The 25,183-nt window shown below is 60.3% G+C and carries 27 protein-coding genes; 13 read left to right on the top strand and 14 right to left on the bottom strand.

The features are described from left to right. Positions 1 to 2: 2 nt before the first annotated feature. Entirely contained in the window at positions 3 to 788 is a 786-nt protein-coding gene (locus VFO29_09965) for a sulfite exporter TauE/SafE family protein (GenBank protein HET9393827.1), read from the bottom strand. Positions 789 to 798: 10 nt separating this feature from the next. Continuing rightward, positions 799 to 1,758 (bottom strand): glycosyltransferase family 2 protein, encoded by a 960-nt coding sequence (locus VFO29_09960; GenBank protein ID HET9393826.1) that lies wholly within the window; start codon positions 1,756 to 1,758, stop codon positions 799 to 801. Positions 1,759 to 1,854: 96 nt separating this feature from the next. Between VFO29_09960 and VFO29_09955 the strand changes: the two genes are divergently transcribed. Continuing rightward, positions 1,855 to 2,367 carry a hypothetical protein gene (locus VFO29_09955; GenBank protein ID HET9393825.1) on the top strand — a complete coding sequence of 171 codons (513 nt, stop codon included), beginning with the start codon at positions 1,855 to 1,857 and terminating at the stop codon, positions 2,365 to 2,367. An 8-nt stretch (positions 2,368 to 2,375) separates the two neighbouring features. Continuing rightward, positions 2,376 to 2,831 (top strand): hypothetical protein, encoded by a 456-nt coding sequence (locus tag VFO29_09950; protein HET9393824.1) that lies wholly within the window; start codon positions 2,376 to 2,378, stop codon positions 2,829 to 2,831. Here VFO29_09950 and VFO29_09945 read toward each other — a convergent pair. Both VFO29_09945 and VFO29_09940 read right to left on the bottom strand, forming a co-directional pair. Continuing rightward, positions 2,828 to 3,658 carry a hypothetical protein gene (locus tag VFO29_09945; GenBank protein ID HET9393823.1) on the bottom strand — a complete coding sequence of 277 codons (831 nt, stop codon included), beginning with the start codon at positions 3,656 to 3,658 and terminating at the stop codon, positions 2,828 to 2,830. The two genes, VFO29_09950 and VFO29_09945, sit on opposite strands and share 4 nt — an antisense overlap. After that, positions 3,655 to 5,622 carry a hypothetical protein gene (locus tag VFO29_09940; GenBank protein ID HET9393822.1) on the bottom strand — a complete coding sequence of 656 codons (1,968 nt, stop codon included), beginning with the start codon at positions 5,620 to 5,622 and terminating at the stop codon, positions 3,655 to 3,657. The genes VFO29_09945 and VFO29_09940 overlap by 4 nt, the downstream gene beginning before the upstream one ends. A 56-nt stretch (positions 5,623 to 5,678) precedes the next feature. On the opposite strand from VFO29_09940, the gene VFO29_09935 reads away from it, so the two are divergent. From VFO29_09935 to murJ, 3 genes are read left to right on the top strand one after another with little or no spacing between them, the layout of a single operon-like run. Beyond that, positions 5,679 to 6,809 carry a phosphopentomutase gene (locus VFO29_09935; protein HET9393821.1) on the top strand — a complete coding sequence of 377 codons (1,131 nt, stop codon included), beginning with the start codon at positions 5,679 to 5,681 and terminating at the stop codon, positions 6,807 to 6,809. Further along, entirely contained in the window at positions 6,800 to 7,486 is a 687-nt protein-coding gene (locus tag VFO29_09930) for a sugar transferase (protein HET9393820.1), read from the top strand. The genes VFO29_09935 and VFO29_09930 overlap by 10 nt, the downstream gene beginning before the upstream one ends. Beyond that, the gene (gene murJ / locus VFO29_09925) at positions 7,482 to 9,101 is read left to right on the top strand and encodes a murein biosynthesis integral membrane protein MurJ (protein ID HET9393819.1); all 1,620 of its coding nucleotides are present in this window, start codon (positions 7,482 to 7,484) and stop codon (positions 9,099 to 9,101) included. Before VFO29_09930 ends, murJ begins: the two co-directional genes overlap by 5 nt. On the opposite strand, the gene VFO29_09920 is transcribed toward murJ, so the two are convergent. From VFO29_09920 to VFO29_09905, 4 genes are read right to left on the bottom strand one after another with little or no spacing between them, the layout of a single operon-like run. Then, positions 9,098 to 10,081, bottom strand: coding sequence for a GNAT family N-acetyltransferase (locus VFO29_09920; protein HET9393818.1), 984 nt, complete (start codon positions 10,079 to 10,081; stop codon positions 9,098 to 9,100). The genes murJ and VFO29_09920 overlap by 4 nt on opposite strands. Then, entirely contained in the window at positions 10,078 to 10,986 is a 909-nt protein-coding gene (locus VFO29_09915) for a class I SAM-dependent methyltransferase (protein HET9393817.1), read from the bottom strand. The genes VFO29_09920 and VFO29_09915 overlap by 4 nt, the downstream gene beginning before the upstream one ends. Next, a complete protein-coding gene (locus tag VFO29_09910) occupies positions 10,983 to 11,948 on the bottom strand; it encodes a glycosyltransferase family 2 protein (protein ID HET9393816.1) in 966 nt (321 codons plus the stop codon). Before VFO29_09910 ends, VFO29_09915 begins: the two co-directional genes overlap by 4 nt. Then, complete coding sequence (locus VFO29_09905; GenBank protein HET9393815.1) at positions 11,929 to 12,342, bottom strand: hypothetical protein; 414 nt, start codon at positions 12,340 to 12,342, stop codon at positions 11,929 to 11,931. The genes VFO29_09910 and VFO29_09905 overlap by 20 nt, the downstream gene beginning before the upstream one ends. Positions 12,343 to 12,420: 78 nt before the next feature. On the opposite strand from VFO29_09905, the gene VFO29_09900 reads away from it, so the two are divergent. After that, positions 12,421 to 12,585 carry a hypothetical protein gene (locus tag VFO29_09900; GenBank protein HET9393814.1) on the top strand — a complete coding sequence of 55 codons (165 nt, stop codon included), beginning with the start codon at positions 12,421 to 12,423 and terminating at the stop codon, positions 12,583 to 12,585. Between the two features lie 77 nt (positions 12,586 to 12,662). On the opposite strand, the gene VFO29_09895 is transcribed toward VFO29_09900, so the two are convergent. Next, positions 12,663 to 14,282 (bottom strand): DUF2079 domain-containing protein, encoded by a 1,620-nt coding sequence (locus VFO29_09895; protein HET9393813.1) that lies wholly within the window; start codon positions 14,280 to 14,282, stop codon positions 12,663 to 12,665. Positions 14,283 to 14,391: 109 nt separating this feature from the next. Here VFO29_09895 and VFO29_09890 point away from each other — a divergent pair, with 109 nt between their 5' ends. Genes VFO29_09890 through VFO29_09875 form a run of 4 tightly spaced genes read left to right on the top strand, consistent with a single transcriptional unit; the run spans position 14,392 to position 18,904 of the window. Next, positions 14,392 to 15,696 carry a hypothetical protein gene (locus VFO29_09890; protein HET9393812.1) on the top strand — a complete coding sequence of 435 codons (1,305 nt, stop codon included), beginning with the start codon at positions 14,392 to 14,394 and terminating at the stop codon, positions 15,694 to 15,696. 15 nt (positions 15,697 to 15,711) lie between these two features. Beyond that, positions 15,712 to 16,764: a Gfo/Idh/MocA family oxidoreductase gene (locus VFO29_09885; protein ID HET9393811.1), complete on the top strand. Its 1,053-nt coding sequence runs from the start codon at positions 15,712 to 15,714 to the stop codon at positions 16,762 to 16,764. A gap of 2 nt (positions 16,765 to 16,766) precedes the next feature. Next, positions 16,767 to 17,771: an NAD-dependent epimerase/dehydratase family protein gene (locus VFO29_09880; GenBank protein ID HET9393810.1), complete on the top strand. Its 1,005-nt coding sequence runs from the start codon at positions 16,767 to 16,769 to the stop codon at positions 17,769 to 17,771. Further along, on the top strand, positions 17,771 to 18,904 hold the full coding sequence (locus VFO29_09875; protein HET9393809.1) for a DegT/DnrJ/EryC1/StrS family aminotransferase: 1,134 nt from the start codon (positions 17,771 to 17,773) through the stop codon (positions 18,902 to 18,904). Before VFO29_09880 ends, VFO29_09875 begins: the two co-directional genes overlap by 1 nt. A 37-nt stretch (positions 18,905 to 18,941) precedes the next feature. Here the strand turns inward: VFO29_09875 and VFO29_09870 are convergent, their stop codons facing one another. From VFO29_09870 to VFO29_09860, 3 genes are read right to left on the bottom strand one after another with little or no spacing between them, the layout of a single operon-like run. After that, positions 18,942 to 19,703, bottom strand: coding sequence for a sulfotransferase (locus tag VFO29_09870; protein ID HET9393808.1), 762 nt, complete (start codon positions 19,701 to 19,703; stop codon positions 18,942 to 18,944). 23 nt (positions 19,704 to 19,726) lie between these two features. Continuing rightward, a complete protein-coding gene (locus VFO29_09865; GenBank protein ID HET9393807.1) occupies positions 19,727 to 20,842 on the bottom strand; it encodes a DegT/DnrJ/EryC1/StrS family aminotransferase in 1,116 nt (371 codons plus the stop codon). Beyond that, complete coding sequence (locus VFO29_09860; protein HET9393806.1) at positions 20,839 to 21,339, bottom strand: acyltransferase; 501 nt, start codon at positions 21,337 to 21,339, stop codon at positions 20,839 to 20,841. Before VFO29_09860 ends, VFO29_09865 begins: the two co-directional genes overlap by 4 nt. Before the next feature lie 113 nt (positions 21,340 to 21,452). On the opposite strand from VFO29_09860, the gene rfbB reads away from it, so the two are divergent. Genes rfbB through rfbC form a run of 3 tightly spaced genes read left to right on the top strand, consistent with a single transcriptional unit; the run spans position 21,453 to position 23,715 of the window. Further along, positions 21,453 to 22,469 carry a dTDP-glucose 4,6-dehydratase gene (gene rfbB / locus VFO29_09855; GenBank protein HET9393805.1) on the top strand — a complete coding sequence of 339 codons (1,017 nt, stop codon included), beginning with the start codon at positions 21,453 to 21,455 and terminating at the stop codon, positions 22,467 to 22,469. Then, complete coding sequence (locus tag VFO29_09850; GenBank protein ID HET9393804.1) at positions 22,466 to 23,197, top strand: sugar phosphate nucleotidyltransferase; 732 nt, start codon at positions 22,466 to 22,468, stop codon at positions 23,195 to 23,197. The genes rfbB and VFO29_09850 overlap by 4 nt, the downstream gene beginning before the upstream one ends. Then, the gene (gene rfbC / locus VFO29_09845; protein ID HET9393803.1) at positions 23,194 to 23,715 is read left to right on the top strand and encodes a dTDP-4-dehydrorhamnose 3,5-epimerase; all 522 of its coding nucleotides are present in this window, start codon (positions 23,194 to 23,196) and stop codon (positions 23,713 to 23,715) included. Before VFO29_09850 ends, rfbC begins: the two co-directional genes overlap by 4 nt. Here rfbC and VFO29_09840 read toward each other — a convergent pair. Continuing rightward, a complete protein-coding gene (locus VFO29_09840) occupies positions 23,712 to 24,488 on the bottom strand; it encodes a TylF/MycF/NovP-related O-methyltransferase (GenBank protein ID HET9393802.1) in 777 nt (258 codons plus the stop codon). The two genes, rfbC and VFO29_09840, sit on opposite strands and share 4 nt — an antisense overlap. After that, complete coding sequence (locus VFO29_09835; protein HET9393801.1) at positions 24,485 to 25,180, bottom strand: CmcI family methyltransferase; 696 nt, start codon at positions 25,178 to 25,180, stop codon at positions 24,485 to 24,487. The genes VFO29_09840 and VFO29_09835 overlap by 4 nt, the downstream gene beginning before the upstream one ends. Positions 25,181 to 25,183 lie beyond the last annotated feature (3 nt).

Genomic DNA, 25,183 nt, shown 5'->3' with positions numbered 1-25,183 from the left:
CGTTAGACGAGCCGGCTTCCCGCAATAATCAGGACGGCCGCAACCATCGGCCGCAGCCAAACCTCGGAGAGCACGTTGCACAACTTGCTACCGATGTATGCACCGGGCAGGGACCCGGCCAAGAGCGTCAATGCGACGCGGTAGTTGACGTCGCCGAGCGTCGCATGGCCGAGGGCCGCGGCCGGAATCAGGAACGCGGCAAAGACGATATCGGAACCGACGAGTCTGCGAATGCCCACGAACGGCACGATCAGAAACAAGAGGGGCAGCGTCATGGCGCCGCTTCCGACCGACGTCACCGCCACCAAAAATCCGACGCCAGCGCCTGACGCGATCAACTTGGCGCGCGTGCCCTGCGCCTCTACCAGGAACGCCGGGTCCTCTGCGCTGCTTTCGGCCGTGCGTTTGAGGAGCAGACTGAGGAGCAAGGCCGCAGCGCAAATGAAGAGCGCGATGCCGACGCACATCTTCACCAATTTCGTCACGGTCTCAAAATCGAAATAGTGGCGCGCCGCAATCAGAAGTATCACGCCGGCAACCACGCCGGGAATGCCGCCCCACAGGAGCGCCCAAACGATGCGCCATTCGATCGTGCGCTGGCGCGCGTGCACGAATGCCGCCAGAATTTTCGTGGGCACGCTGTAGAGCAAATCGGTACCGACCGCAACTAACGGATTGATCCCGAGGACGAGGATCAGGACCGGCGTCATGATCGAACCGCCGCCCACTCCGGAGATGCCGATGAACATGCCGATGATGAGGCCAATCAGCACCAGCTCGATGTTCACTAGGGCGCCGTCACGATCGCTCGATCTCCGAAATAAGATAGAGCGGGCGGCCTTTTACCTCATCGTAAATGCGCCCGATATACTCACCGAGGATGCCGATTCCGATCAACTGCACTCCGCCCAAGAATAGAATAGCAACCATCGTGGAAGCCCATCCGCGCGTGAACTCCGGAATGCCCAAATGGAAGATGCGAAAGAAAATGATCAGGATCGCGTATATGAACGCAGCGGTGCTGACCACGAAACCGAGATACGAGGCGAACCGCAGCGGTACGTCGGAAAACGACGTGACGCCGTCGATTGCCAGTTTGAACATCTTGGAAAGCGGATACTTGCTGACGCCGGCGCGGCGTTCGTCGCGGTCGTACTCTACGGCGGTTTGCGCGAATCCGGCCCAGCTTACCATTCCGCGCAAGAACCGGTGGCGTTCGCGCGACCGTTTCAGCACTTCAACGACTCTGCGGCTCATCAGCCGGAAATCTCCCGCATCCATCGGTATCGAGACGTTGGTGAGGCGGCGCATGATCCGGTAAAACGCGCGCGCTGTCCCGAGCTTGAACGCGCTCTCTCCTTTGCGGCTTCGGCGAACTGCGTAGATCACGTCGTAGCCGGCGCGCCACCGTTCCAGGAACTCCGGAATGAGTTCGGGCGGATCTTGCAGGTCGCCGTCCATGAGCACGATCGCCTCGCCGCGCGAAACGTCCAGTCCCGCGGTCGCGGCAAGCTGATGGCCGAAGTTGCGCGAAAGATTAATGAAGACGATGTGCGGACGGCGCCGCAGTTCGTTCCGGATGCTGTCCGCGGTCCCGTCTATGCTACCGTCGTTTACCAGGATCAGCTCGTAGGTTGGATGATCGGGCAAACTCTCGACGATGCCGACAATCCGCTCGACAAGCGGCGTCACATTGGCCTCCTCGTTATAGAGAGGCACGACCACGCTCAAAGTAACGGGCGCCGAGTTGGTTGCCATCGAGGGGCGGTTCGCCGCGCGTCGAGACTATGGCCTCCACCGCAGGAATGAAACGCCCGCGCGGACGAGCACGTTGCCCTAGCTATGTCGCGCGTATTGATAGCCGCCATTCTCGCAGCCGTCGTTCTCGGCGCGGTTGCCGCACTGGACTGGTACAGCCACGTGGCCGCCGGCATCGCACTCGGCGGACCGGTTCCCCTTGCGTCGATCGCGCCACGACCGTCGCCGCAGCATGCGGCCCCGCCGGTACAAACTTCCGAGCCCTCGCCGCCCGCGGCTCAACCTTCCGCCGCTCCAAGTGCAGCCGGTACTCGCGTTCGTCCGTCCGCCGCGCCGAAAATCGTCGCCGTTTCGCTCAGCACGCCGGTAGCAACCGGCGGTCAAATCGTGACCGGCACCGTCACAACGTCAGCGGACGTGACGCGCGTGCAGGCCAGCATCGCCGGGTATTCGTCCCCGCTGACAAAAGTGAGCGAGGGCTATTTCGCGCTCTCGTACCGCGTTCCGGAGCTTCCGCCCGTATTGCGACGGACCTATACGATCACGATCGTCGCGGCGAACGCCAAAGGTCAGTCGGTATCGAGCTCCTTGCCCATCACGATACGTTAGGCTAGAAGATGAACCTCCAGCACCTCTTCGCAGCCCTGGCCTTCGCACTTTCACCGGCAGCATTCGCGCAGACGATTCCGTCTAGCCCGGCGCCGGTTCCAAGTCCAAGTGCGACGCAGTCGTCGCCCGGGCCGTCGCCCACCGCGTCGCCCTTACCGACGCCGCTTGTACTGCCTCCCGACGCGGCGCCGCAAATACTTGCCGTTACCGTGAACGAACCGGAGTTTCATAGCGGCGATGTGATCTCGTCAACCGTAATCACCTCGACGAATGTCGCGGCCGTCGAGTTAAGAATCCTCGGCCGCGCGATTCGTTATCCGCGCACCGATTTCGGCATCTGGCAGCTCAATTACACGGTGCCGCATATTCCGCGGCACTTTCTGCGGGACTACAACGCACAGATCGTCGCCATGAACACCGCCGGCGCGACCACTGCGTTTAACGTCGTTATCTCGCTGCGCTAAGTCGGCCGCGGCTGCGGCGTCGGCAGATTCGGGAACGGCGCCGGATTGTAGGGAGTTGGAAAAGTCTGCGGTATCGGCAGCGACGCGCCCGCTTGCTGATCGGCCCAGTGGTAGATGGTCCTCGTAAACGTTTGCGCGTCTTCGTCGCCTATGCAAATCGTGTAGGGATCCTGTTCGATTCCGTTTTCTCCGAGTTGCACCGACTGCATGGATCCGCGATCGAACAGTAAGTGCAAAATCGTTCCGGAGAGCAGCTTGAGCTGGACGCGGTAATGCAGCGCGTCGCGCCGGTCCATCCGGTAGGCTTGCGCGTTCCATCCGCTTTGGTCGGTCGTCATGTAGACGGTGTCGGTCAGCGGCGTACTGGGCGGCACTTGCACGGTGACGTTGAGGACTACGGATTTTCCTGGGCGCACGTTCGCACATGGCGAGCTGCTTATCTTCCTTTGCCCGAGGTCCGGATTTGGCGCCGGCGAGGAGAGTGTCACGGCAAAGCGCCGGATTGCGTTCAGATCGCCTTCGGGGGGGAGCTTCGCTTTGGAAAGTTCGATTTTTAGAACTGTGCCCGTTTGATCGAACGTCAAGCGTGCGTATTGACGAGAAACCGGAGGACCTGCGGGTTTGCCGCTTTTGTAATCGACGATGGTGACCGCCGGCAAGACGCGAAATCCGTCGCCGGTCGTGAGGAAGACGTATCCGTTCTGATAATCGAGCAGCTGCGCCGTTACCGCGATCGTGCCGGTTTGCGCGGAGACCGGGAACAGCGAACCTGCGAGAACCGCCAAGCCGGCCACGGCGGCGGGGATGATGCGAAGCGCGAATTTCATTGCATCACCTGGAAGATAAAGTTCGGCGACCATCGCAAGTTCGAGTAATTGAAGTAATACGTCCGCTGTATGTCAATGGACATGTGCGGATTGATCCGCATGCGTACCTCGGCCGTCGCATCGTACGGCGGCTGGCCGAGGAAGTTTTGAACGGTGAAGTTTCCGAGCACGTCGGGCGATGCAAATTGAAAGAAGAACGGAATCGGCGCCGGGAAGTCGGTGTGCTTGCGCGCCAAGAAATTGAACGTGAAGTTGCCGCCGTTGCTGTAGTTGATGCCGAGGCTCAACGTGCGGAACGTTGCCGTCCCATGAAACGCCTGATATCCGGGGTATTCGACGCCGTTCACGACCGGCGTAAAGCCCGGGTATTCGACCGATTGGAGTTTCCCGTAGTTATCCTCGACGTTCCGAACCGTGTAATCGAGGTAGGAAAGCCAATGCTGGTCCAGGATTTTGCTCAGACTGATTCTGCTCTGCGTGGTGTCGGTATAATGCGGAAGCGAGTTCCACAGGCGCTGCTTGTCGACCGATGCGTTGATCGCGAAGTATTTGGTCGGAACGTTGAGGTCCGGACCGAACTTGAGATCGGGCATGAAGACTTCGAGTTCGAGCTGATGCTGCCAGATCGTCGTGTAGTCGACGCCGCCCAGGTTCTGCAGCGCTTTGCCGGGATTCGCCTCGCTGATGAAGATTTGGTGCTGGTATCCGAACCCGGCCGAGGCATGTTCGTAGATGCGCGTTCCGTGAAAATAGGACGTCAACGGACGATCGAACGTTTGGAGCGAGAGCCATGCGTCGGACGGATGGAACGGAACCGTGCAGTGGTCGCTGAAGTTGCCGGGCGTCCTTGGATAACATCCCAGCGGCAGCAGCGAGAAATTCTCGGTCCGGTAACTTCCCTGCAGATACGATCCCCGCAACGCCTGTGTGGCCTGGATCGTCGTGACCTGCTGCGATTCCAGCGGCGAGGAGAGACCGTACTGAAAGGTGTGCAGCTGCGTAAACGTGCGAATTTGCATGTTTTTTGACGGTTGATCCGAGAGCAGCAAATCCCAAAACTTCGAAGGGCGCGTCATCGGGTTGACCGAGAAGACGGCGTAGGCTTTGCGGCCGCTAAAATGCTGTTCGAAAGAGAGATACGTCTTATTGATCGTGTCGTAACGAAAATGCAGCGCGCTGATCGAATTTGCGCCGCCGCCGAACTCCCAGGTGGCATCGTAGTTGGCGCCGGCCAGCGAATTGTCGCCCAGATGCTGATCGCTTGAAAAGTTGATGTAATAGGTCGGAACGGGAATGTAGACGCCGGCGCCTTCCGCCGCGTCGAAACGCCCGCCGGAGAACCGCACGAACGATTTCGATCCGATTACGGCCGAGCTCGCGATCAGATAGGGCTTGGCCTGGCCGAGATCCGGAAAATAAAATGTGTCGCCGGGCATTTCGCGGCCTTTGGCCGGATGCGCGAAGTCGCCGTCAACGAACGTCCAGCGATCGGGAATGCCCGTCGCGTTTTGAGATTCGCGTGTCAGCGGCACCAAGTAGATCCGGTCAAAGTCCATAAAATCCGCGATGGCCGCGCCGTCTTGCGAGCCGGCCGCATTCGAAACGTGAACGTGTCCGGCGAGTAAGAAGCGGTTCAGTTTGAGATCCATCGAAAACGTATCGCCTTCTGCGACCAGGCCGTCGGACGTGCGCACGCGCACGTTTCCGTCGGCTTCCACCAAGAAACGATCGTAGTAAAACTCGACGCGGCTCGCATTCAGCCGGATGATAACCGGCGGCGGCACCGGCGTTGAGGACGGCAGGGGCACGGGCGTCGGAGAAGGCGAGGAGGCCGGCTGGGGCAGCCCGGCAGGCGGCGGCGTAGCGGCCTGCGGCGCGGCAAAGGCAGGCGTGCCCGTCAAAAGGACTGTGAGGAAGGCTGCCGCGCGCAGCGCGCGGGCGCCGGATAATGCGATGGGGGGCACGGCCCCCCTCATTCTGGAGGCCGATTCTCCGGCCTTTTCGAAGGGCGAACTTCCTAATGCCACGATTTGCCGCATTCGTCATCGATTCCGGAGGAGTTGGTGCGCTGGACGATGCCCTCGATTATGGGGACGCGCCCGGCGCTAATACCATAGGTAACGTTGCCCGGCGGCTCGGCGGTCTGACATTGCCCAATTTCACCAAACTTGGGCTCGGCTGCCTTACGGATATCCGGGGTGTTCCCGCGGTGGAGAATCCAAGGGCGCGGGTCGCGCGCCTCCGCGAGCGTAGCAAAGGCAAAGACACCATCACCGGACATTGGGAGATGGCCGGAATCGTCACGGAAACGCCTTTTCCAACCTATCCCAACGGTTTTCCGAAAGACGTTGTCGACGCATTTGCCGAGATTGCCGGCAAACCGCCGCTGGGAAACAAGACCGCCTCGGGAACTGAGATTATCGAGGAGCTCGGCCGCGAGCACATGGCGACCGGACGTCCGATCTTGTACACGTCCGCTGATTCGGTCTTTCAGGTAGCGGCGCATGAAGAGATCGTTCCCCTCCCGCAGCTCTACGATTGGTGCGAGCGGGCCCGCGCCATGCTCGTTCCGCCGAACGCGGTAAATCGCGTTATTGCGAGGCCATTCACTGGAACGCCCGGGGCGTTCGCGCGAACTCCGAACCGCCGGGACTATGCAATCGAGCCTCCGCCAAGCATTTTGGACCGCCTCGCGGCCGAGGGAGTCGCGGTTCATGCGGTGGGAAAAATCTGCGATATCTATTGTGGGCACGGAATTGCCTCGTCGGTCCGGGTGACCGACAATCGCGACGCGATGGAAAAGGCTTTCGGGCTGCTCGAGAGCGTCGATCAAGGATTTATCTTCGTCAACCTTAATGATTTTGACTCAAAATACGGACACCGGCGTAACGTCCGGGGCTATGGTGAGGCCCTCGAGGCGCTGGATGCTCTCTTGCCACGTTTGGAGTCATGTTTGAAGCCCGGTGATGAGGTGCTCTTTACTGCGGATCATGGCTGCGACCCGACGGCCCCGGGCAGCGATCACACGCGCGAGTACGTGCCGTTCGTGCACCTGAGCCAAAATTCGGGCGCCAGCCTGGGCGTTGTCGACGGTTTCGATCTTGTGGGGAAAACAGTAGCTGCATCTTTTGAAGGGGCGGCATGCAAGTAACGACACCTCATCTCGCCGATCGCGGCTCGATTGCAACGCGCGACGAGGCGGAAAAACCAGGGCGTATCGTGCCGGGCTGGTGGTTTGCAGCCAAGCGCGCCACGGACATTGTGGTCGGCTCGTGCTTTCTTTTGCTCGCACTGCCGGTGATCGCCGTGGCAGCGGTGGCCGTCATGCTCGCCGATCGCGGCTCGCCGTTTTACGCGCAAGACCGCGTGGGACAAAACGGCAAGCGTTTCCGGATGTACAAACTGCGGACGATGGTCCACGGCGCGCACGCTATGCGCGACGACATCTTGCACCTCAACGAGGTCGAAGGCCCGGTTTTTAAGATACGGAACGATCCGCGGCTTCATCCAATGGGAGCGTTCTTGCGGCGCAGCAGCATCGACGAACTTCCCAATCTGTGGAACGTGGTTCTCGGAAACATCTCGCTCGTCGGTCCGCGTCCGCCGCTCCCTTCCGAGGTGGAGCATTACTCGGCGTCCGCGCGGCGCCGCCTGAGCGTTCCGCAAGGGATCACATGTTTGTGGCAGATCAACGGACGCTCGGACGTTTCGTTTGAGGAGTGGATGCGGTTGGACAACCGCTACATCGACACGTGGTCGCCGTGGGCCGACCTCGTGATCTTGGCCAAAACAATTCCCGCCGTCATACGTAAGGAAGGCGCGCATTAAGCCCCGTCTGCGCGTTGTTTCTGCGACCACTCCCAATCGCGTCGCGCTGGCAGGCTCGACGCTTTTTATCATCGGCGCCACGCTTGCCTCAACGCTGCTGGGATTCACGCGCGAGATCATCAATGCGCGATACTACGGCACGCAATGGCAGATGGACACGTTCTTGGCCGCCGCGGTCGTGCCGACGATCCTCTTCGGAGTCTTCAACGGCGCACTGGTGACGGCGCTGCTGCCGACGTTCTCGGAATACTTGGCGCACGGGGACGACGACGAAGCCTGGCGCTTGGCCAACACCGTGATCAACGCGCTCTTCCTCATATTAGTGGTTTGCGCGCTGCTCGGGTACGCGTTCGCTCCGTGGTACGTGCCCGTTATCGCGCACGGCTTTAAGGGCCACCAGCTGAGCGAAGCGGTGCGCATGACGCGCTGGCTCATGCCGAGCATCATTGCCGTCAGCCTCGCGGGCGTCCTCACCGCGGTGTTGAACGCGCAGCACCGTTTTAGGGCGACCGCGCTTACGGGCGTCGCGCTGAACGTCGTGACGATCGCCACCGTTCTGGCTTTCAACCACAGGATGGGGATCAACGCGCTCGTCATCGGCACGGCGCTCGGACTGGTGGCGCAGATGCTGGTCCAGATTCCGCCGCTGCTTATGAGCGGCAAGTACCGGCTCTCGATCGACGTGCATCATCCGGGACTCCGGCGCATCGGCCAGGTGCTGGGTCCGGTCATGGTCGGTTCGGCCGCCGGGCAGACGGCGCTGTTGTTCGACCGTTATTTTGCCTCGACGCTGACGCCCGGCTACATCGCCGGCATGAACTACGCCACCAAGGTCGTCAATTTTCCGCAGCAGATCTTTGCCGTGGCCATCGCGACGGTAATTTTCCCGCTCCTAGCCACACAGTTTGCCAGCTCCGATCGCCGCGGTATCGGGCAGAGCATTTCGGTCGGCCTGCGCTTGGTCATGCTCATTGCGATTCCAAGCGCCTGCGCGCTGACGGTGCTCGCCACACCGATCATTCAGACGCTTTTCGAGCGCGGCACATTCGGACCGACCGCGACCACGCTGTGCGCACACCTCGTTCCGTATGCTGCCGTCGGGCTGGTCGCGCTGGCCGCCAACGTCGTGCTGTCGCGCGTCGCATTTGCATGCCGCGAAACCGGTTGGGCGGTTGCGACTTCGATTATTGCGGTCGTGTTGAACATCGTCTTGTCGCTCGCGTGGCTGCCGACGCTGGGGGCGCGAGGTTTGCTGCTGGCCAACTCGGTCAGCCAAACGCTTCAGGCCGCGCTGCTGATGATGATCGTGGTGCGCGTGGCGCACGGCGTGAACTGGGGCGGGTTGGCGTTATCCGCGTTCAAGGTCGCCGTCGCGTCGTGCGCCATGGTCGGAGCGCTCCATTGGATCGCCGCGCTCGGCGTCCATCCGACCGGCGCGTTTGTTTCGCGCGCGTGGTTCCTGTTCGGACAGATTGCGATCGGAGCACTCGTCTTTTTGGCGGTAGCCCGCGTGCTGAACGTTGAGGAACTTCCGCTCGTCGGACGGCTGATTCTGCAGAAGTTCGTCCGTAACGTTCCAAGCGCGCCGGAAAACCGCGAGGCGCCTATCGCCTAGCCCGTCACGCTCCACGCCCAGCGATCGCGAGCCTGTCCCGCGGCTCCCAATCCTTCCTTAAAGAATACGACGCCCTCATTGATCCGGCGGGACGACGCACTCGGTCCAAGATCCAGCGCGCGGGCGCCCGTTGAAGCAAGGCGATCGATCACGGCAGATAACGCGGCAACGGTCCCGTTCTCTCGAGCGTGCGCACTGCTGCTGCAAATGTAGAACGTCTGGCCCACACGATCGTTGAGGCGGAACACGAGTATTGCGGCGAGCGGCACGCCTTCGCGCATCGCCGCTGCGATCTCGATGCGGCCGGGAAAGCGCCGCAGCAGATCGGCGATCTCCGCTTCGCTATGGGTAGCCGCGACGCCATGCCGCTCGTACGTCTCGCGAAAGAGCGCGATGAATGGAGCGAGCAGCTCCTCGCCTCCGTGCGATACGGTGACGCCGCGCCGCAGCGCTGCGCGGACGCCCCACGCCTGTTTCTTGCGGAAGAGGGTCGCGTAGCCATCGACTGCGCCGGATTGAACCGGAACGATAAATGTTAGGTCGCGCTCGATTATGCGGAAGCCGCGGGCGAACAACGCAAACGACGTCACATCCGCCGGAAGGCGCTGGTAGGCTGTCGGACCGAGTACGAACTCGAGGGCAGTCCACCCGCGCGTCCGCGCGTGCGCCTGGAGCGCCTCGACGATCGAAATCGTCTCGGCAAGATGTGGGCGGAGAATGAGCGGGCCGCCAACCGATGCGCCCAGCGGTGAAACGAAGGCGAGCCCGCCGTCGCGCTCGACGACACCGCCCGGCACGACCGACACGATGGTCGCCCCTTGCCTGACGATCAAGTGCTCGAAACGGAAGCGATCCGGTGGGTGATAGGCAAGGAACGGAAGTTCGTGGTAGAGCGTCCCGTCGTTTGACTCGAGGACGAAGTGCGCCCACGCTTCCGCATCGCGTTCTTCGGCCGCAGCGACGACGAGCGGCTGGTTCATAAATTCTTTTCGGCAACGACGACATGACACCGGCGCATCGATCCGGTAGGGCCAAGCTTGCGCAGAAGGCCATGGACGTCGTCAATCCGCGCTTCATCCTCATTTGTGATCTTTCCGGCCGAACGAAGATACCCGAGGACAAGCGACAGCGCTGAGATTCCGCGATGCGACACAATTCGGAGCTTGTTACGCGTCAGGAGTCCATCCAATTCGTCAGCCGTGAAGCAGCGGCTTCGCACGCGCAAACCCGCGGTACCATCCCAGACGTCGCGTGACTCTGCTTGCGCTAAGCACTCCTCTAGACTTCCGTAGAGCAGACTCATGAGAAGGCCGCCCTCGTAATCGCGCTCGGAGACGAGCAGCTGACCGGAATCCGAAAGCACGCGTGCGCACTCGCGGAGACCGTCTTCATAGGCCTCGTTCAGATAATAGAGCGCTTCGATCGCTTGAACGCGGGCGGCGCACCCGGCGACCAGCGGAATTCTCCGGGCGTTCGCTTCGATGAGCAAGAGATTGTTCAGCCACTCCGGGCGTTGCTCGGCCACCCGCGAGCGAAAACGGTCGAGCGCTGAAATAATCGGATCGATCACGACAACGCGCTTGTATCCCCACTCCAGCCAAGGCCACGCGTTTCGCCCATCTCCGCCGCCGACGTCCACGATAAGAGCGTCCAATGACGGCGGCCGCAGAGCGGAGAGATACTCGCGGTAAACAACCGTGTCGAGCGCGGTCATCGCGAAGCTAACGGCTGCGCGTTCGTGCATGTGCGCGCCGCCGATCGAACGGTAATACTCAATGCCGGCGTCACGCTCAGTCGTAAGACAACGGAGCACGCCGCGCTGAACGCTGCGGGCTGCTGCCGTTTCGACGACCTCGCCCGCCCAAAGCGGAAGGTCCTCGGTCATCGCTCTTCCGGCCGGGTTGTCCCCGCCTCCTGTGCGACGAAATAGAGTGGGCGGCCCGTCGTTTCAATGTAAATCATATGCAAGTACTCGCTCATGCCTCCCAACATCAGGCAAACCACTCCGAAGAAAAAGGAGAGCGAGATCATGACGCCCGTCCAACCCGGGAGGGGGCGCGAGAGAAAATAATTCACGATGAGAAAAATTGCGACGGGAATATTCACTAGGAAAATCGCCGCGCCGAGAAGCGTGATCAGCCGCGGCAGCAGGCTGGAAAAACCTAACAGCGCGTCATACATCGCTTTAATCATGCGGCTGAAATTCCAGCCGGAGCTGCCGGCCTTACGGGCACGGCGGTCGTACAAGACAACGTCTTGTTTGAACCCGGTCCACGCGACAAGCGCGAACGTAATGCGATTGTGCTCTCGAAACTGCCGAAAACATTCTACGACGCGGCGGTCGATCAAGAAAAACCCGCCGGTCGAGAACTTGGAGCCCTTGGGCATTGCCTGGACGCGCATAAGCCATGAGAACAGATTCACGAGAAGCACGCGAACTTTGTTCTCCGCGCGAGAACGCCGGCGTCCCCAAACGATCTGCGCGCCGGCGCGCCATTTGTCGACGAACTCCAGAATCGTTTCCGGCGGGTCCTGAAGGTCGCAGGCTAACGTCACGACGGCGTCGCCGTCGGCGCGATCGATGCCCGCCGCGTCTGCGGTGTGGGCGCCGAAATTGCGCGAGAGCCGCAGGCCGCGAAAGCGGGGAGATTCCTCGCAGAAACGTTCGATAATTTCCCAGGAGCGGTCCGTACTGCCGTCATCGACAAAGAGGACTTCGTAATGGACGTCAGTGCGCGAGAGCAAACTGCGAAGGACTTCCGCGCGAAAGGCCTCTAGAGAAGCCTCTTCATTGAAGACGCCGGTAACGATCGTTACCGAAGGCGGATTACCCGCGAAACGCGGCATTGATCTCACCTAGCGTCGCGGTTTTCTTCTGATTGGTCGATACGTAGTCGAGCAACTCGAGAAAAAGCGTACGGGTGCCTCTTCCATCAAACCGGGCAGCGGCTAATTGTTCCGGGTCGTGATAGTACTTCCGCATTGCTTCGACGGCCGGTACGCCGGCTGCATTTATATGGATAAGGTTTGGATGGAAGTCGACCACTTTCATCCCGGGCGCTTCCAAGTTTAAGTTCGCTACGGAAAAGCCCGTCGTCTGCGATACCACATCGAAGTAGTCCGCATAATATGTCGGGATTTCGACAATGTGGTGCTGCTTCCAGAATGGCTGCAAATTCGGAACGAGTTCGAGCCGGAGCGTTGCGTCGTATTCGAGGCCCGCGCGCTCGTAGACGGGCAAAAGGAGAGAATCAAAGAATAAACTGTGCGATCGAGTACCACGTGCCTCGGGCGCAAACGATAGCGCAGTCTGTATCACATGCTCGTAGATCTCGTTATCATTGCGCAAGTGCGCATCGTGCAGCGAGCGGTATACATCACCGTTGCGGCGGAAGTTTGGGTGAAGCCCGCGTTCATGCCGTCCGACGTCGACGCCGGCGTGCGTGACAAAGAACGTGCCCTCGATGCCGCGATCGTCGAGTAACGAACGGATTTCGTCGATGACCGGCTGGCTTGCCCATTCAACGTCGAAAGTGAAACAGATGACGTTCGGATCGTATGTCAATGAACTCGTCGAACCACCGCGAGTCCTTTGAATCCGGGAAACATTTTTGGATGGTCGACGTCATAGCCATCGGCAATCATTCTGGCCTGAACGAGGTCACTCAGCTTTGCTTGCTCATCCGCGCCCAAGTAGCTAACCGAACCGAAATAGCTTATCTTGCCGTTGATATAGTGCGCGCCAAGGACAGCGTAGTCCGCATGATCGAGATCTTCCGGAAAGAATTCTATCGTGCGATCCTGGTACAAGAGAGGCATCCCGCCCTCAACGCTGGAGACCACCGAGTGCGGCGGCACGGCTTGCCGGATTCCGTTAACCGCAGCTTCCAAGTTCCGGCGGGGTTCCGACTGAAACAAAAACTGGTTTGCATCCGCTGCAGCAGTCGGAAAGAAGCTGTCGGCCGCATTCGACAGGGCCAAGCTGATCGGACTGTAACTGTATGGGTTGAGAACGGCTATGTAGACCATGAAAGCCGCCGTGAGCGCGTAAAGCGCGGGCAATCTCCTTTTGGCCGCGGCCTGATGATGCAGTGCAGCGTATCCCATCAGCGCGGCCAAAACCAGCGACGGGAAATAGTACGAAGGGTAATGCGTCGACCACCCCACCTTCTCAGCACCGCCGATGTTTCCGAAGATATTCGGGAGCATGAGGAAGACCGCGATCGCTGCGGTCCGCCACTCGAAGAAGGAGAGGCTCAAGAGAGGTGCGTTCACCAAGAGAAAGAGGGCGACTAAAGGGATAAACTGCGGGAGGTGCACTACGTTCAGGAGCCCATCGAGGCTTGTCGGGAGAAACGTGCTGTACGAGGTGTCGGTCGGCACAATGAATTTAATAGCAACGTAGCTGTAACCCAGCAAACCGGCGCTCAACGCCAGTTTGTAATACCGATCCAAACCGGGTTTCTTCCAATAAAGAGCGACGTAGAAGAGCATGAACACGCCGGCCACCAGCGCTCCTCGCTCATTGATCGAGGCGCACAGGAGCGCCATAACAGCGAGCCACACCCGATTCGTCAGTTTGCCATTCTGCACTGTAGTCAATGCAACGAAGGCCATAAAAGCAAAACCGGCCAGCAGAAAAAGGCGGTCGGGGTAGAACTGGCCTAAAAGCAGACCTTGCCACCATGCCGGCTGCGAGGCGACCAGCAAACAAAAGAGGCAAGCGCTTATGATCGATACACCCTTGATTCGCAGCATGAAGTACGCAAGAAGGATCATTCCGGAAAAACTGAAGGCGTACAATGACAACAGCACAACCTGGACGGGAAGCAGTTTTACGAGCAATGCGATTGGAAAAAGGACGAAGTACGCGTGACCGCGGAGCACGTTGACTTCCGTCGCAGGCGTCGACCGTCCAAACAACGACGACGGGTTTGCAGCTATGGCCGCGGTCGGCGTGGACTGAAACGAGCCGCTGTCCATGTAGTCGTTGACGCTGGCTTTGACTTGGCTGACGGGTGCTCCGCGGCTGGCCAGGTTTTCGGTCGCCTGAAAATAGACGGCGGAATCGCCAAACCATTGATCGCTGCGTATCAGCTTGTAAGCCGTGCACATGGTAAAGACTATCGCAAAAATCGCGATGGCGGCGAAGAATTCCGTGCGACTAACCGTGCGTCCCATCTGTCCGCTCTCCCGTGCGTGCCTACGATTGGGGTATTTGATGCGATTCCCTCCCCGTCGAGGCGCGCCCGAGGGCCTTTTCGGCTACGGCTGCAAGGAATATTTTCGCATGCGTAACCCACTGCTGCAAAAGGTCCTGCGCAGCGAGTTTGTTCGCCACAGCGCTCTTGTTTTTGGCGCGACGACGACGTCAAGCGTCTTGAGCTATCTGTTCAACTTTGCCGTCAGCCGCCGTCTGGGCGTCGTGGACTACGCGAGCGTTTCATCACTCAGTGGACTCCTGGTCATTCTCTCGCTCCCGGCGCTCGTGATCAACTTGATCGTCGTAAAATATGCGGCCGAGTTTCACGCCGTCGCGGACGTGGCGCGGCTTGCCCGGCTCAAGCATGTCGTTTTGCGCGGGTCCGCGATCCTTGCCGCAGCATTTTTCGTCTGCGGTTTTCTGCTGCGCGGCTTCGTCGCGAGCTTCTTGCACATTCCAAACGATTCCGCGGTAGTCTTAACTCTTGCGATCGTGGCGCTGAGCTACATGATTCCGAGTGTCCGCGGCATTCTCCAAGGATCGCAGAACTTCAGGATGTTCTCCGTATCCGTCGTGCTCGAGGTATTCCTGAAGGTGCTTTTTGCGGTCGGTCTCGTCTACGCCGGCTTCGGTGTGCGCGGTGCGATGTTCGGCTGGAGTGTTGCGGTGGCGGTGACGCTGCTGTACACGATGTGGGTGGTGCGGGCAACGCTGTCCGGAGCTGCCGAAGTGAAGCTTTCAATTGACGGCCCGCGCCTGTTCAAAACCATTTACGGGGTCGCGGCGGCGACAGCCGGACTAACACTGCTGAGCTTTCTTGACGTCGTGTTGGTCAAACATTTCTTCGACGCGCGGCAAGCGGGTTTGTTCGCTGCGGTGAACTTAACCGGCAAGGTGGTGCTGTTCATCGTCGCCTTTCTTCCGATGACGCTGCTGCCCAAGGCCGTAGCCAAGGCGGCGCGCGGTGAATCGCCGACAGGATTGCTCGTGCAGGCGGCATTAGGAACGCTCCTGATTTCAGGTACGACGCTCGCGGTCTTCGCCGCCATGCCCGCAACCATTATCTCGCTGGTCGCCGGCCGCGCCTTCGCGCCGGCTGCGCCGTACGTGTTCCGCTACGACATCGCGATGACGCTGCTAGCTGGAATTACGCTCGTCGTCAACTATAAAGTCGCGCTGCACCGGTACGATTTCGTCTATCCCCTGTTCGTCATTCTGATTGGAGAAGTCGGCGCGATCGCGCTGTGGCACCGCGGATTGATGGACGTCGTCAACATCTTGCTGGCGGGAAATGCGGTCGCGCTGCTGGCGGTCACGTACCGGATCAATGCGACCGAGCAATCCGCGGCGAATTTTAGCCCCTCCGGCGAGGAGAGGACCGCCAATGTTTAGCGGAAAGAGGGATACGTGCTGAAGGTCGGGTTGATCGGATTCGGTTACTGGGGAACGCGGCTTTTCCGCAATTTTTCCGACAGCGCCGATTTCGAAGTGACCGCGGTCGCCGACAGCAGCGAGCCGGCGCGTGCGGCGCTGAGCCGCCTGATGACGTCGGGCCGGATCGCGCAGTCCGCGACGGATCTCATCGAAGACGAGGATATAGACGCGGTCGCCATCGCAACGCCGGTTGCCACCCACTTTGATTTTGCGCGGCGCGCGATGCTGGCGGGCAAACACGTTCTGGTCGAAAAGCCCATGTGCGCCACGGTCGCGCAAGCCGAACAGCTCGTCGAGCTCGCAAAGCAGCAGGGCGTAACACTCATGGTCGACCACACGTTTCTGTTCGCCGGCGCGGTGCAGCGAATCGCCGAAACGGTGCGCGCCGGCGACCTCGGACGGCTTTGCTATTACGACTCCATGCGCGTCAATTTGGGTCTGTTCCAGCCCGACGTTAATGCGCTCTGGGATTTGGCTCCGCACGATCTTTCGATCATCGACCATCTCGTTGATGAGGAACCGATCAAGATCGAAGCCAGCGGCTATTGCCACGTCAATCAGGATTTGCCCGACATCGTCTATTTGACGCTGCACTATGCCTCGCAGATGGTCGCGCATCTCAATCTCAGCTGGATGTCTCCCGTTAAAGTCCGCCGCATCGCGATTGGCGGCACGGACAAGATGATCGTCTGGGACGATCTGAACAACGAGGAACGCGTCAAGATTTTTAATTCCGGCATTCAACTTCAGTCCGAAGATCAGCGGGACGTGATCATCCCCGGCTACCGGATCGGCGACATCTACTCTCCGCGGCTTTCCGGCCGCGAGGCGCTGGCCGGCGTCGTCGAACACTTTGCCCGCGTCATCGCCGGACAAGAGCCGAGCATCATGAGCGGCGAGCGCGGTCTTCGCGTCGTGCGCATTCTCGAAGCGAGCCAAAAAGTGCTGGACGCAAATCTTCGGACCGAACTCTCCGCGGGCCGGTTCGTCGGTACGCCCGTCGGCAGCGGCTCGTTGAAACGCTGAGCGTGCGCGGCAGCAGCGTTCTTGTTACGGGCGGCGCCGGATTCATCGGCAGCCACCTCACCGATGCGCTCCTGGCCGGCGGCTGCAGCGTCACCGTTCTCGATGATTTTTCATCGGGAGAACGCGAGAACTTGGAGCTCGCGCAGCAATCCGGACGCCTGAGAATCGTCGAAGGCTCGGTCCTAGAAGAAGGCGATCTCACTGCTGCGATGCGCGGCGTTACGCACGTTTTTCATTTGGCCGTGCAATGCGTGCGCCGGTCGCTCGGAAAGCCGGTTGAGAATCACGAGGTGAACGCGACCGGGACGATCCTGACGCTTGAAGCCGCCCGCCGCGCGGGAGTGCGGCGCTTTATCTACTGCTCGTCCTCGGAAGTGTACGGAAATTGCGGAGGCGACCGTTTGCACGAGGACGACACGTCTTGCGCTCCGGTCACGGTTTACGGCGCGGCGAAGCTGGCGGGGGAATACTACACAGGAGCCTATCATCAGACGTATGCCTTGCAAAGCGTTATCGTGCGGCCTTTCAATTCGTATGGCCCGCGCGAGCACGACCAGGGGGATCTTGCAGAAGTGATCCCGCGGTTCGTCATCCGCGCGCTCAACGGCTTGCCGCCGATCATCTTCGGCGACGGCGAGGGTGGACGTGATTTCACATACGTCACGGAGACAGCCGCGGGAATCGCTCTTGCTGCCGAATGCGATGCGCTGCTCGGCCGCGTTGTGAATCTCGCGTACGGCCGCATGATCACGATAAACGAGGTCGCGGCGGCCGTTCTGCGCGCGTGCGGCCGGACCGATCTCGTGCCGCAGCACATCGATCCGCGTCCGGGTGACGTCATCGCCCTGCAGGCCGATACGACGCGCGCACGCGAGGTGTTGAACTTTCGCGCTCACATCGATTTCGAGCAAGGCTTGCAAAAATATCTGCAGTGGTTTCGCGGCCGTTACCCCGACCCGGCGGCATTGCTCGAAGAACGTCCGCAGAACTGGGAGCTGCCTGTCTGATGATTCCCGCCGGAATCGATCGGATTTCGTTCACGAAACCGTTTATGGATGAAGCGGAGGCGTCGGCAGCTGCCGACGCCATCCGTAGCGGGTGGATCGTCGGCGGTCCGCGGCTAGCGGAGTTCGAAAAACGCTTCGCCGTGCTGTGCGGCGCCAAACACGCGATCGGCGTGTCGTCGTGGACGACGGGCGCATTTCTTGTTTTACATGCCTGGGGTATCGGTCCCGGCGACGAGGTGATCGTGCCGTCGCTTACGTTCATCGCGTCGGTCAACGTCATCGCTCACACCGGCGCGACGCCGGTCTTCGTCGACGTCGATCCCCGGACGTGGAATATCGATCCGCAAGAAGTCGAGCGGAAGATCACGCCTGCCACCAGGGCCATCATGCCCATCGATCAGATCGGGCTGCCGTGCGATGTCGAGGAGATCAACGCTATCGCCCGGCGTAGCGGGCTGAACGTACTCGAAGACGCGGCTTGCGCGTTCGCGTCGCGCAACCGCGGCCGGCCGGTTGGCGCGCTCGCCGACGTCACCGTGTTCAGCCTGCACGCGCGCAAGGTCATCTCCACCGCCGAAGGTGGCGTCATCACGACCGACGACGACGAATTGGCGGAGCGGCTGCGCCGTTTGGCACACCAGGGGATGTCGCTTTCTGCGTACGCACGCCACACGGCGCCGCCGACGGTGTTCGAGAACTATCCCGAGATCGGATACAACTTTCGTATCACCGATATTCAGGCGGCAATCGGAAATGCGCAGCTCGGCAAACTCGCCGAGATCCTGGAACGCCGTGCGCGCGTTGCGCAACGGTACAACGACTATCTGCGGGATCACCCGGCCTTCATCGCGCCGTACGTGCCCGAGGGCGTGGAGCACAATTGGCAGACCTACCAGATCGCCGTACGCGAAGGCTGCGCCGACCGTAACGCGGTGATGGAATACCTTTTCGAGCACGGCATTCCCACGCGGCGCGGCGTCATGGCCTCACATCTGGAGCCGCCCTACCGCTCCGCCGGCGTCAGCCTTCCGCATACCGAGAAAGCGGCCGGTACGACGCTCCAGCTGCCGATGCACCCGGCATTGACAACGGAGCAGCAAGAGTACATTCTTGAAACCTTGGACGAGCTTTAGCGGCTCATTGATGCCCGGTGGCGTCGAAGCTTCTTCATTATAGACGGACATCGCTCCACGGCTCGAAATCCGCTCCCAATAGATCATACAGCCGGGCGTTGGGCTCGGCGTATCGCTCCGCGAGCATCCGCCGGGTCTCCGGATTCATGCGCGTGTCCTCGCCGTTTCTGGCGGAATTGAGCCGGCCCTGAGCTTCGCCGTCCTCCGGACGCGGAGCGACGCCGAGAAAACGGTGCAGCGACTCCGCGACGGCTCCCGGCTTCGTTGCGATATCCTCATACTTCAGAATGAGGAACTGCGAGCGCGGAAAGCGATCGAAATACGGCCGCAGCAGCTCGGCGTAGAGGCCGCGCGAGAAGAGCGCGTGCGGGCGGGCGTAGCGCAGCTCTTCGGTCATGTTTCGTTCGCGGGTTTCTTCGAGGGCTAGCGCCTTTTCAAAATCCTCGGTTTCCTTGAGATTCATGCGCGACCATAGGAAGTTCGAATAGGCGCGATCGACGGGATTGCGGAGCGCAAAAACCAGACGGACGTCCGGAAGCGAACTGCGGATGCGTTCGGCCGCCGTAGAACTTTCGAGATAGTTCGTGCTTTTTTCGCCGGCGAGCTTGTCAGCGGGAATGGACGCAAACCAGGTCTTCGAGTAATACTCCAGCCCTCGCCGGTAGAGATCGTCGCGCAGAAAAAACTTCGGCTCCGGCGCCAACGGTCGTGCCATCTCGATCTTGGGGTGCCGCACTGCGACGGAGTAGAGCCACTGCGTGCCGCTTCGAGGCGCGCCGCCGAGAATAAAATCGGGCAAGCGGAGCTTCGCAGTGGTTTTCGTCATGAGAGAAATGCGCGCACGTTCTCAACCACGAGATCGATCTGCTCGCCGGTCATGCCCGCAAAGATTGGGAGCGAGAGACATTGATTAGCATAGCTGTCGGAGACCGGGAAGCTGTCCCGATCCATCGCGAGGTTGGCGAAGCATGGCTGGCGGTGCAGCGGCACCGGATAGTGCAAGCCGGTTTCGATCCCGTTCGCGGCGAGATGCTCGCGCAATGCATCGCGCTGGGGAGTCCTGATCACGAACAGATGATAGACGTGATCGCCGTTGACAGTCTCGGGCACCTCGAGCGGCAGCTCGCGAAGTCCCTCGAGATAGCGTTTTGCGATACGCTTCCGCTCGGCGGTCCAGGCGTCGAGCCGGCGCAGCTTGTGATCGAGGATGAGCCCTTGGATGCCCTCCATGCGGTAGTTGAACCCGACCTCTTCGTGCACGTACCGCTCGCGCTGGCCGTGATTTCCCAGCGAACGAATGCGTTCCGCAATGGCGTCGTCGCTCGTGCACACGGCGCCGCCCTCGCCGGCCGCACCCAGATTCTTGCCGGGATAAAAACTGAAGCACGCAAACCTGGCATTCGCTCCCACCCGTTTTCCGCCGTATTCGGCGCCGTGTGCCTGCGCCGCGTCTTCGATCACGATCAGTCCATGTTTCTGCGCAAACGCCGAAACTGCGCGCATGTCGGCGGGCTGGCCGTAAAGATGCACCGGAACGATCGCTTTAACGGAAGGCGACATCCGGCGTTCCGCGTCCGCGACGTCGATCGTTCCCGTCCGTGGTTCGACGTCGCACAGGACGGGGGTCGCGCCGACGTAGACTACGGCCCAAGCCGTCGCCGCGAATGTATGCGAAGGTAAGAGCACTTTGTCGCCCGCGCCGATGCCGGCAGTGACCATCGCGAGATGAAGCGCCGAGGTTCCGGAGTTCGCCCCAATCGTATGCCGCGCGCCGACGTACGCGGAGAAGTTTTTTTCGAAGCTTGCAACGGCGGGCCCGAGCACGAAAGAACTCGATTCGAACAAGCGCTCCAAGTCGGGCATCAAGGCGTCCTTGATCTGATCCCACTGCAAGGCGAGGTTGCTGAACGGAACGCGCGTAGAGGTGCGAACGGTCACGACGCCTCGAGCGTGCGGGCCGGATTGCCGGCGACGACCGCGTTGGGCGGAACGTCCTTCGTGACGACGGCTCCGGCGCCGACCATGGCGCCGCGGCCGATGCGCACGCCGCACAGAATCGTCGCATTGGAGCCGATCGAGGCGCCGGCTTCAACGGAGGTTTCCTCGAGCTCCCACTCGTCTGCGACCGGGACGCCGTCCCGGCTGGCGCGCGGGCGGCGGTCGTTGATGAACATGACTCCGTGTCCGATGAACACGTCGTCGGCGATCGTGACGCCTTCGCAGATGAAGGTGTGCGACGAAATCTTGCAGCGCTTACCGACGCGTGCGTTCTTCTGAATCTCGACGAACGTTCCGATACGCGTGTCGTCGCCGATCGAGCATTCGTACAGATTGACGAAGTTGTAATACCGTACGTTCTCGCCCAAGTCAACGTCGCGAATAACGACGTTCCCGTTTGTAATGTTTGTTCTGGCCGGTCCAGGCATACGTTGCATCTACGCCTTTGGACCCGTCGTTTCCGCCCCTGACCGGAAGCCCCGAAGGACCCATCCCAGCTGGCGTGCAAGCATGTTGCCCGCTACTTCTTTACAATTCCGGAGCATGTTGCATGCGGCTTTTGGTGACGGGCGGCCTTGGGTTCATCGGATCGCATTTCATCCGGCTGGTGTTGGCGGAACGCCCGGACTATGACGTAGCCAATCTCGACGCCGTCACGTATGCGGGTAATCCGGCCAACTGCGCGGACGTTGAAGGCAATCCGCGTTATCATTTTGTTAAAGGTGACATCTGCGATGCCGGCGCCGTCGAGGAAGTTGTGTCGCGCGGTGTCGACGCCATCCTGAACTTTGCCGCCGAGACGCACGTCGACCGTTCGATATTGAACCCGGAGTCGTTCATACGAACCGACGTCATCGGCGCGCACGTGCTGCTCGAAGCCGTGCGCAAATTCAACATCGCGAAGTATTTGCAAGTCTCAACCGACGAAGTCTATGGAGACGTCGAGCGCGGAGCCTCAAAGGAAACGGATCCGCTGCGGCCGCGCAGTCCGTACAGTGCAAGCAAGGCCGCCGCGGATTTGCAAGTGTTGGCCTACCATGCCACCTACGATGCGCCGGTGCTGATCACGCGCGGCTCGAATACGTACGGCTCTCACCAGTATCCCGAGAAACTCATCCCGTTGTTTATCACGAACCTGATCGACAACAAACCGGTCCCGCTGTACGGCGACGGTTTGCAAGAACGCGATTGGATCCACGTCGAGGATCACGCGCGCGGCATTCTGCACGTCCTCGAACGCGGCGAGACCGGAAACATCTATAATTTGGGCGGTGGCAATTCGCGCGCGAATCTCGATATGACGAAGTTTCTTCTCGGCGAGCTCGAGCGCTCGATGGAAACCCATGTGACGCACGTCCTGGACCGCGCCGGGCACGACCGGCGCTACGCCCTGGACTGCGGGAAAGCTCGGGCGGCCGGCTGGCAACCGCGCGTACCCTTCGAAGAAGGCCTGCGCGCGACCATTGCGTGGTACCGCGCCAATGAGGACTGGTGGCGTCCGCTGCGTTCGGGCGAGTTTAAAGAGTATTTCGACCGGCAATATGCCAATCGTTGGGTGAAGATATGAAGGGCATCATTCTTGCGGGCGGCCTTGGCACTCGTCTGCGGCCGCTGACCAAAGTAACCAACAAGCATCTGCTGCCGATCTACGACAAGCCGATGATCTATTATCCCATCGAGACGCTGTGCCGCGCCGGAATCGGGGATATCATGATCGTCACCGGGGGAAACTCGGCAGGCGATTTTCTCCGGCTCCTCGGTAACGGCCGGTCGTTCGGCCTCAAAGATATCTCGTATACGTACCAAGAGGGAGAGGGCGGAATCGCAGACGCCTTGCGTTTGTGCGAAAACTTCGCCGACGGCGAGCGAATCGTGGTGATTCTCGGCGACAACATTCTCGAAGACGATATCACGCCTTACGTCAACGAATTCAAGCAGCAACGATCGGGCGCGCGCATCCTCTTAAAGGAAGTGGACGATCCACAGCGCTTCGGCTGCCCGGAGCTCGACGGCGAGCGAATCGTGCGCATCGAAGAGAAGCCGCTCGTTCCCAAGAGCCGCTACGCGGTGACGGGAATCTACATGTACGATCTGCGCGTCTTCGAGTTCTGCCGCGGCCTGAAGCCTTCGCCGCGCGGCGAGCTCGAGATCACGGATATCAACAACGCGTACATCCGTGAAGGCGAGCTGTACTATGACGTGCTGAGCGGCTGGTGGACGGACGCCGGGCAGTTCGAGTCGCTCTTCCGGGCGAGCCAACTCGTCGCGGCCTCGCGCGGGGCGGTAAATGTGTGACGCGCATCGCCGGAGTGCTCTGCCTGGAGCTCGCGGCGTTCCCGGACCGGCGCGGACTCTTTAAAGAAACCTACGTCCGTTCCAAGTACGAATCGCTCGGCATCACCGATGCATTCGTTCAAGATAACGTTTCGGTTTCACGGCTGAACGTCGTTCGCGGACTTCACGGCGATCCGGAAATGAGCAAGCTCGTCCAGGTGCTCTACGGAAAGGCGTTCGACGTGATCGTGGACGCGCGCCCGGGTTCGCAGACCTTCGGGCAGTGGCAGTCCTTCGAACTGAGCGACGAGAATCATCGGCAACTGTACGTTCCGCGCGGATGTCTGCACGGGTTTCAGGCGCTGACCGACGGCGTCGTGTTCGCTTACAAGCAGAGCGCGGAATACGATCCGCAGCGCGAACGCGCGGTGCTCTGGAACGATCCTGCGCTAGGAATTGAGTGGCCGGCGGCCGCCGCGGCGATCGTCTCGGAAAGAGATCAACGCAACAAGTCTTTCTCCGAGGTTTTCGGCGGCTAAGACGGCCTTTGCCACCAGACGCCCGTCCAATCGACCTCTTGGATAGGCGCCTCGATTCCCATAAGAGTGCGATAATCCGACACCGCTGCTCGGCAAGCCGGCATTGCTCCGTAGTCGTCCACGATGACGAATCCACCTGGCGATAGTTTTGGGTAAAGCGCTTCGAGAGCTACATATGTGGATTCGTATAAATCTCCATCGAGTCTGATCAGCGCGAGCGGACCGGCATTCAATTTCGGGAGTGTGTCCTGAAAGAGGCCTTCGACGAAAACGACCTGGTCGTCGAGTAACCCGTAACGCGAAAAGTTGGCCTTCACCTGGTCCAGGGAAACCGCCAATTGCGGAAAGTGAGTTAAGTCTAAGCCTTCGTCGTGAGGAAAGGCATGCGGCTTCGGGGGCGGCAGGCCGGCGAATGAATCAGCCGCATAAACCTTACGATCTTGGATCGCGTTGGCCGCAAGTACGCCGCGCATCAAGATGCAGCAGCCACCGCGCCAAACGCCGGTTTCAATGAAAGCGCCAGGAACTTTTTCATCGATGACGCGTTGTGCAAGCTTTCGAAGATTGTTGACGCGTTTCACGCCGGCCATCGTGTGAGCCACGCTTGGCCAGTCGCGCCCTTCAGAGCGAAGCTCCGGTTCGAAGTGTCCGACGTTCGCCAGGCCAGGCGGACCAATCGATGGATCGCAGTAAATCGTGTTCGTCAATATCCTGACAAGCAGATCGAGATAGAGCTCGCGCGGCAAGGCGCCGGCGCCTGCCTCACTTTTCATGCTTGTTTACGCTTGAGGTAGCCCCTCGGGCACAATGTCATCAAGAATCGTTCGCAGCGCCTATCGATGACGAACCCATCGTTCTCGCAAAGGAATTTGTCAACGGCTTCCATTGGGCCGGGACCAAAATCCGGAAAGGCCGGGTGCCCGTTGACGTTCGTATCTTCAACGATGAGATAATCGCCGGCCTGAACGAGCGGACTATAGGCGGTCATCTCGGCATAGACGTGGCCGGCACTATGGTCGGAGTCCAACGCGACCATGGCGCGGCGGCCGCCCACTGCTTGTTGCACCTGCTCGATCACCGCCGGATCGACGCTCGACCCGGTGATATACGTAATGCGGGAATGCTCGGGCCGATTGGGTCGGGCCTCGATATCCACGGTGATCACTCGGCCTTGGCCAAGGCGATCGAAAATCGTGGCGAAAAAAAGCGCGCTCCCGCCGCGGTACGTTCCCGTTTCGACTACGAAATCCGGACGGGTTCGCACCAGCAGTTCCTGATACGCCCACAGGTCGAGCGGACACTTCAGAAGCTCGTAACCGAACCAGCTCAAATTGATGGTATCGCCGTTTTGCTTTAGCCAGCGACGATAGTACAGCTCGTGGAACCGGCGAACAATTTCTGTTTCTTCGGAGGACAGCTCAGGTTGATCGCGATCGACAAAGTACGTACCGGGCGGCTCGATCATATG

It is taken from the genome of Candidatus Rubrimentiphilum sp. (assembly GCA_035710515.1).
Lineage (GTDB): Bacteria > Vulcanimicrobiota > Vulcanimicrobiia > Vulcanimicrobiales > Vulcanimicrobiaceae > Rubrimentiphilum.
This window is presented reverse-complemented; position numbering and strand designations above follow the sequence as displayed.

What these genes read in the sequence shown, in the direction of transcription:
- VFO29_09960 (HET9393826.1), bottom strand. Translation starts at nt 1,758, where the DNA reads ATGGCAACCAACTCGGCGCCCGTTACTTTGAGCGTGGTCGTGCCTCTC.
- VFO29_09950 (HET9393824.1), top strand. Translation starts at nt 2,376, where the DNA reads ATGAACCTCCAGCACCTCTTCGCAGCCCTGGCCTTCGCACTTTCACCG.
- VFO29_09945 (HET9393823.1), bottom strand. Translation starts at nt 3,658, where the DNA reads ATGAAATTCGCGCTTCGCATCATCCCCGCCGCCGTGGCCGGCTTGGCG.
- VFO29_09935 (HET9393821.1), top strand. Translation starts at nt 5,679, where the DNA reads ATGCCACGATTTGCCGCATTCGTCATCGATTCCGGAGGAGTTGGTGCG.
- VFO29_09930 (HET9393820.1), top strand. Translation starts at nt 6,800, where the DNA reads ATGCAAGTAACGACACCTCATCTCGCCGATCGCGGCTCGATTGCAACG.
- VFO29_09920 (HET9393818.1), bottom strand. Translation starts at nt 10,081, where the DNA reads ATGAACCAGCCGCTCGTCGTCGCTGCGGCCGAAGAACGCGATGCGGAA.
- VFO29_09915 (HET9393817.1), bottom strand. Translation starts at nt 10,986, where the DNA reads ATGACCGAGGACCTTCCGCTTTGGGCGGGCGAGGTCGTCGAAACGGCA.
- VFO29_09910 (HET9393816.1), bottom strand. Translation starts at nt 11,948, where the DNA reads ATGCCGCGTTTCGCGGGTAATCCGCCTTCGGTAACGATCGTTACCGGC.
- VFO29_09900 (HET9393814.1), top strand. Translation starts at nt 12,421, where the DNA reads ATGCTCGTAGATCTCGTTATCATTGCGCAAGTGCGCATCGTGCAGCGA.
- VFO29_09895 (HET9393813.1), bottom strand. Translation starts at nt 14,282, where the DNA reads ATGGGACGCACGGTTAGTCGCACGGAATTCTTCGCCGCCATCGCGATT.
- VFO29_09890 (HET9393812.1), top strand. Translation starts at nt 14,392, where the DNA reads ATGCGTAACCCACTGCTGCAAAAGGTCCTGCGCAGCGAGTTTGTTCGC.
- VFO29_09875 (HET9393809.1), top strand. Translation starts at nt 17,771, where the DNA reads ATGATTCCCGCCGGAATCGATCGGATTTCGTTCACGAAACCGTTTATG.
- VFO29_09860 (HET9393806.1), bottom strand. Translation starts at nt 21,339, where the DNA reads ATGCAACGTATGCCTGGACCGGCCAGAACAAACATTACAAACGGGAAC.
- rfbB (HET9393805.1), top strand. Translation starts at nt 21,453, where the DNA reads ATGCGGCTTTTGGTGACGGGCGGCCTTGGGTTCATCGGATCGCATTTC.
- VFO29_09850 (HET9393804.1), top strand. Translation starts at nt 22,466, where the DNA reads ATGAAGGGCATCATTCTTGCGGGCGGCCTTGGCACTCGTCTGCGGCCG.
- VFO29_09840 (HET9393802.1), bottom strand. Translation starts at nt 24,488, where the DNA reads ATGAAAAGTGAGGCAGGCGCCGGCGCCTTGCCGCGCGAGCTCTATCTC.
- VFO29_09835 (HET9393801.1), bottom strand. Translation starts at nt 25,180, where the DNA reads ATGATCGAGCCGCCCGGTACGTACTTTGTCGATCGCGATCAACCTGAG.